The organism is Phenylobacterium sp., assembly GCF_016793285.1.
GTDB lineage: Bacteria > Pseudomonadota > Alphaproteobacteria > Caulobacterales > Caulobacteraceae > Phenylobacterium.
In genome coordinates this window covers 1-5,349 of the sequence record NZ_JAEUMO010000210.1, presented here as the reverse complement: position 1 = coordinate 5,349, position 5,349 = coordinate 1, and the positions used below count along the sequence as shown (strand labels likewise).

The 5,349-nt window shown below is 69.2% G+C and carries 4 protein-coding genes; 3 read left to right on the top strand and 1 reads right to left on the bottom strand.

Features of this window, described 5'->3' with window-relative positions:
• A partial coding sequence (locus tag JNL41_RS18635) for a phosphatidylglycerol lysyltransferase domain-containing protein (protein WP_293477551.1) occupies positions 1-1,574 on the bottom strand: 1,574 nt, incomplete at its 3' end.
• A gap of 120 nt (positions 1,575-1,694) precedes the next feature.
• On the opposite strand from JNL41_RS18635, the gene JNL41_RS18630 reads away from it, so the two are divergent.
• The 3 genes from JNL41_RS18630 to JNL41_RS18620 form a co-directional block, all read left to right on the top strand.
• The gene (locus tag JNL41_RS18630; protein WP_293477549.1) at positions 1,695-2,894 is read left to right on the top strand and encodes an acyl-CoA dehydrogenase family protein; all 1,200 of its coding nucleotides are present in this window, start codon (positions 1,695-1,697) and stop codon (positions 2,892-2,894) included.
• 10 nt (positions 2,895-2,904) lie between these two features.
• The gene (locus tag JNL41_RS18625; protein WP_293477548.1) at positions 2,905-4,116 is read left to right on the top strand and encodes an acyl-CoA dehydrogenase family protein; all 1,212 of its coding nucleotides are present in this window, start codon (positions 2,905-2,907) and stop codon (positions 4,114-4,116) included.
• 52 nt (positions 4,117-4,168) lie between these two features.
• On the top strand, positions 4,169-5,349 hold a 1,181-nt coding region (locus tag JNL41_RS18620; RefSeq protein WP_293477546.1), incomplete at its 3' end, for an acyl-CoA dehydrogenase family protein.

The following is a 5,349-nucleotide window of genomic DNA, read 5'->3' as shown; positions in this document are numbered from 1 at the left end:
GCCATCAGGCGCGGGATCGCCCACTTGCGGGGGGCGGCCACGAAGCGGGGCTGCCAGGAGGGGTCGTACTTGGACTTGTAGTGGCGCACGCCCTGGAAGTTGTAGATTTCCTCGCCGCGGTCGTAGATCAGCCGGCCCACGCGGCTGAGCGCCGGCGCCAGCGGGCGGTCGTCGAGGCCCGAGAGCGGCGCCATGCCGAAGTCGAAGGCGCCGTAGCCCTCGGCCTGACCCCAGCGGATCAGCTCCACGAACAGGAAGTCCATGATCCGCGGCGGGCCCTCCGGCACGAAGCGCATCAGGTCGATGGAGAAGGCCGTGCGGTTGGCCACCGGCCAGAGCGTGGCGAAGGCGATGATGCGGCCTTCCCAGCGCACGAGGGCGACCGGGAACTCCTCGATGTAGCGTTCGTCGAAACCGCCGAGCGAGAACGCCTTCTCGCCGCCGGCGTGGGTCTCCAGCCAGGCGTCGGAGATGCGCCGCAACTCGGGGATCAGCGGGGGGACGGCGGCGGGCTGGACCATCTCGAACGTCGCCCCGTCGTCGCCCGCGCGGCGCCAGGCCCGGCGCAGGTTGCCCCGCTTGGTGCCTTCGATCGTAAAGCTCTCCAGCGGGGAGACCGCACCCTCGCCCATCTTCTGGATCGCGAAGCCCAGCTCGACGATGTCGGGCAGGTCGTCGGCTTCGAGGTTGTAGAAGCCGGGCCGCGCGGCGTGGGAATCGGCGAGTTCGCGGAAGCGCCAGAGCAGGTCCAGCCGCTCGTCGCGCCGCCCGACGGTGGAGCCGAGCGCGATCCAGCTCCGGCTGCGCACGCCGAACATCAGGAAGCTCTCGCCGGAAGGGGAGAACAGGAACCGCTTGTCGCCGAGGAGGGCGAGGTTCGACGTGGGCCGGGCCAGTTCCGCCTTGGCCAGGATGGCGCGGACGCGGTCGAAGTCCGGGTCTTCCTCGCCCACGATGGGCGGGGTCGCGGCCGAGCCCAGCAGGCGCCAGACTCCGAAGGCGAGGAGGGCGATGGCGGCGCCGGCCCAGGCGCGCAGCGAGCGCGCGGCGTCGGCGTCGGCCATCACGCGCCACCACGGCATTTCGCCGTAGTCGGCGTTCTCGAACGACCAGAGCCCGATCATCCCGGCCCCGACGACGAAGCACGCGGCCGAAAACAGCCAGCCCGGCGTGACGTCCATGCGCGTGAGCGCCGCCTTGCGCGGGAAGGCGTGGTGAAAGGGCGCGAGCACAGCGGCGAGCGCCAGCAGCATCGCCGACTCCTCCCAGACGAAGCCCTTGGCGAGGCTGAGCGGCGCAGCGACGAGGAGGGTGACGAGGGTCGCGGCCCAGGCCCCGTCGAGGCGCGCGCGCAGGCCGAAGGCCAGCATCACCAGCACCAGGCCCAGGACGCTGGAGACGAAGTGGCTGATCTCGATGGCCAGCACCGGCTCGAACTGCAGCAACTGCACGAAGCGGCCAGGGAGCGACGGCCGCGCGCCCGACGCGAGCAGCAGGGCGCCGATGGCCGCCGTCAGCAGGGCGGCGGTCCAGGGCGCGAACGCGACGATGGCGGGATGGCGAAGCAGGCGCATCGATTCTCACTGTATAGGCGACGCTGTGGCAGGTCCGCTCAAACGGATGTTTGATTGCGCTTGCGACAACATCGCCGGGCGCTAAGCTTGGCGCGTCCAAGTCCAGTTTGGGAGATCGGTATGGCCGACTTCGGCGCCACGGACCTCGACGCGTTCGCCCGCGAGGTGCGCGCGGACCTGGCGGCGATGTATCCGCCCGAGCTCCGGGACCCGAACGCCGCGACCGACCCGGAGGCGGTCTGGGGCGGACGCGCCTTCGAAGGATCGGACGACCCGCAGATCACCTGGATGAAGCGCGTGGCGGCCAAGGGCTGGACCGCGCCCGCCTGGCCCAGGGACTACGGCGGCGCCGGCCTCTCGGCGGCCGAGGCCCGGGTGGTCGAGCGCGAGATCGCGAAATTCCGCCCGGCGGTGCTGGCCTTCGGCATCTGGATGCTGGGTCCCGTGCTGCTCGAGTACGCCAACGAGGCGCAGAAGAAGGAGCACCTGCCGAAAATCGTCGAGGGCAGGATCCGCTGGTGCCAGGGCTACTCCGAGCCCGGCGCGGGGTCGGACCTCGCGGGCCTCGCGACCCGGTGCGAGGACAAGGGCGACCACTGGCTGATCAATGGCTCGAAGATCTGGACGAGCTATGCCGACAAGGCGGACTGGTGCTTCTGTCTCGTGCGGACCGACGCGGCGAAGAAGCACGAGGGCATTTCGTTCGTGCTGATCGACATGGCCTCGCCGGGGGTCGAGACGCGGCCGATCCAGTTGATCTCGGGCGAGAGCCCGTTCTGCGAGACGTTCTTCGCGGACGTGAGGATCCCGAAGGAGAATCTGGTCGGTCGCGTGAACGGCGGCTGGGAGATCGCCAAGCGGCTGCTGCAGTACGAGCGCCAGAACATCTCGGCCGGGTTCGGCGAGGGCGGCTCGGCGGGCGGGGCGTCGGGCGACCTGGCCTCGATCGCGGCGACGTACGGGGTCGGCGACGACGCGGACCTGCGCAAGCGGATCACCGAGAACAAGATGAACTTCGCCGCGCTGCGCCAGACGATCGCGCGCTCGGCGGCGGAGTCGAAGGCTGGCAACGGGCCATCGGCGACCACGTCGATCATCAAGTATGCGGCGGCCGAACTGGCCAAGGAGCGGTCCGAGCTGATGATCGAGGCGCTGGGCCACCAGGGGCTGGGCTGGGACGGCGCGGGCTTCGAGACGCCGGAGATCGTGGCCACGCGCGGCTGGCTGCGCACCAAGGCCAACTCGATCGAGGGCGGCACCTCGGAAGTGAACCTGAACGTGGTGGCCAAGCGCGTGCTCGGCCTCCCGGACCCGAAATAGGAGTGGCGTGATGGCGGACTTCGGCGGCGCGGATCTCGACGCCTTCCGGACCGAGGCGAGGGACTGGCTGGAGGCCAACTTCCCGAAGGCGCTGGCGCACGACGTCAACGCGCAGATGGCCAAGCTGCAGGTGCGGCCCGAGAGCGAGGACGCGCTGAAGTGGCGCCGCGCCCTGGGCGCGAAGGGCTGGGGCACGCCGACGTGGCCCGTGAAGTACGGCGGCGGCGGCCTGACCCGCGAGCAGGCGCGCGTGCTGGCCGAGGAGATGGGCAGGATCGGGGCGCGCAATCCGATCGGCGGGATGGGCGTGTCGATGTTCGGCCCGACGCTGCTGGAATACGGCAGCGAGGCGCTGAAGCAGGAGCACTTCCCCGGCATCGTCGCGGGCGACGTCTGGTGGTGCCAGGGCTACTCCGAGCCTGGGGCCGGATCGGACCTCGCCGGGCTGCAGACCCGGGCCGAGGACAAGGGCGACCACTTCCTCGTTAATGGCTCGAAGATCTGGACAAGCGGAGCGCAGTACGCCGACCGATGCTACTGCCTGGTACGTACCGATACGTCCAAGAAGCATGAGGGCATCAGCTTCCTTCTGATCGACATGAAGGCACCGGGCGTCGAGGTGCGGCCGATCCTGCTGATCAACGGGACGTCCCCATTCTGCGAGACGTTCTTCACGGATGTGAAAGTTCCCAAGGACCAGCTCTTCGGGCCGCTGAACGGCGGCTGGACGATCGCCAAGCGGCTCTTGCAGCACGAGCGGGACGGGATCGGCGCCAGCCTGGGCGCGGGCAACATCGGCGGGGCGGCGGTCGTGCCGACGGTGATCGCGGCGGCGAAGGACTATGTCGGCCTGGACGACACCGGCCGCCTCGCCGACCCGGACCTGCGCCGCCGCGTCACCGAGCACATGATGGAGAATCGCGCCTTCCAGCTCACCGTGCGCCGCCAGCAGGACGAGGCGAAGGCGGGCAACGGGCCGTCGAACCTGGCCGCGGCGATGAAGTACGCCGGCGCCAAGATCGCCCAGGACCGCAACGAACTGGTGATCGAGAGCCTCGGCGGCCGCGGCCTGGGCTGGACCGGCGAGGGCTTCGGCGAGGGCGAACTGGCGGCGATGCGCTCGATGCTGCGGTCCAAGGCGAACTCGATCGAGGGCGGCAGCTCGGAGATCAACCTCAACGTCGTGTCGAAGAGGGTTCTCGGACTGCCGGACGCGAAGTAAGGTTTTGGAAGAAGCGGTATCGAGAAGGCCGCTCTTCAAGGAGGAACTGGTGATGGCGGATTCCGGCGGCGCCCTGGACGCCTTCCGCGCCGAGGCGCGGGCGTGGCTCGAGGAAAACTACCCGCAGTCGCTGCGCGGTGATTCCAAGTCGGGCGAGCGCGCCATGATGGGCGGCTTCAAGTTCGAGGGCGACCACGGCGTCTGGAAGCAGCGCATGGCCGACAAGGGCTGGGGCACGCCGACCTGGCCGAAGAAGTACGGCGCCGGCGGCCTCTCGCCCGCGGAGGCGCGGGTGCTCCAGCAGGAGATGGACCGGATCGGCGCCTACAACCCGATGGTCGGGATGGGCCTCAGCATGTTCGGCCCGACGCTGCTGGAGTACGGGACGGAAGAGCAGAAGCAGCGCCACATTCCGCCGATCGTGCGCGGCGAACTGCGCTGGTGCCAGGGGTATTCGGAGCCGGGTGCGGGCAGCGATCTGGCGTCCCTGACGACCAAATGCGAAGACGCCGGAGATCACTGGAAGATCAACGGCCAGAAGATCTGGACAAGCGGAGCGCAATATGCCGACTGGTGCTTCTGCCTCGTCAGAACAGATACCACGAAAAAGCACGAAGGCATAAGTTTTGTGCTCATCGACATGCATCAGCCGGGCGTGGAAACTCGGCCGATCAAGTTGATCGCGGGCAGTTCGCCGTTCTGCGAGACCTTCTTCACCGACGCGCGCGCCGCCAAGGACGACATGGTGGGGCCGCTGAACGGCGGCTGGACGGTGGGCAAGCGCCTCCTGCAGCACGAGCGGTCGGGCCAGGGCGGCGGGCGGATGACCGGCGGCGCCAAGGCCTCGGACCTGGCCAAGAAATACGTCGGCGTCGACGAGCACGGCCGGATCGCCGACAGCGACCTGCGGATGCGGATCGCGCGCAACGAGATGGACTCGAGGGCGCACGGCCTGACCATCGAGCGGGCGCGGGAAGAGGCCAAGGGCAATGTGAATCCCTCGGCCGCCACCTCGATCATGAAGAACTCGGGCACATGGATCGGCCAGACGCGGGCCGAGCTGCTGCTTGAGATCATGGGTCACCAGGGCCTGGGCTGGGAGGGCGACGACTTCGCCCGCGACGAGCTGGAGGCGGTGCGCGGCTGGCTGTCGGGCAAGGCCTGGACGATCTTCGGCGGCAGCCAGGAGGTGCAGTCGAACATCGTCAGCAAGCGCATCCTGGGGCTGCCGGA

Excerpts from the sequence above, each read along its gene's own strand:
- JNL41_RS18625 (WP_293477548.1), top strand. The coding sequence starts at position 2,905 with ATGGCGGACTTCGGCGGCGCGGATCTCGACGCCTTCCGGACCGAGGCG.
- JNL41_RS18630 (WP_293477549.1), top strand. The coding sequence starts at position 1,695 with ATGGCCGACTTCGGCGCCACGGACCTCGACGCGTTCGCCCGCGAGGTG.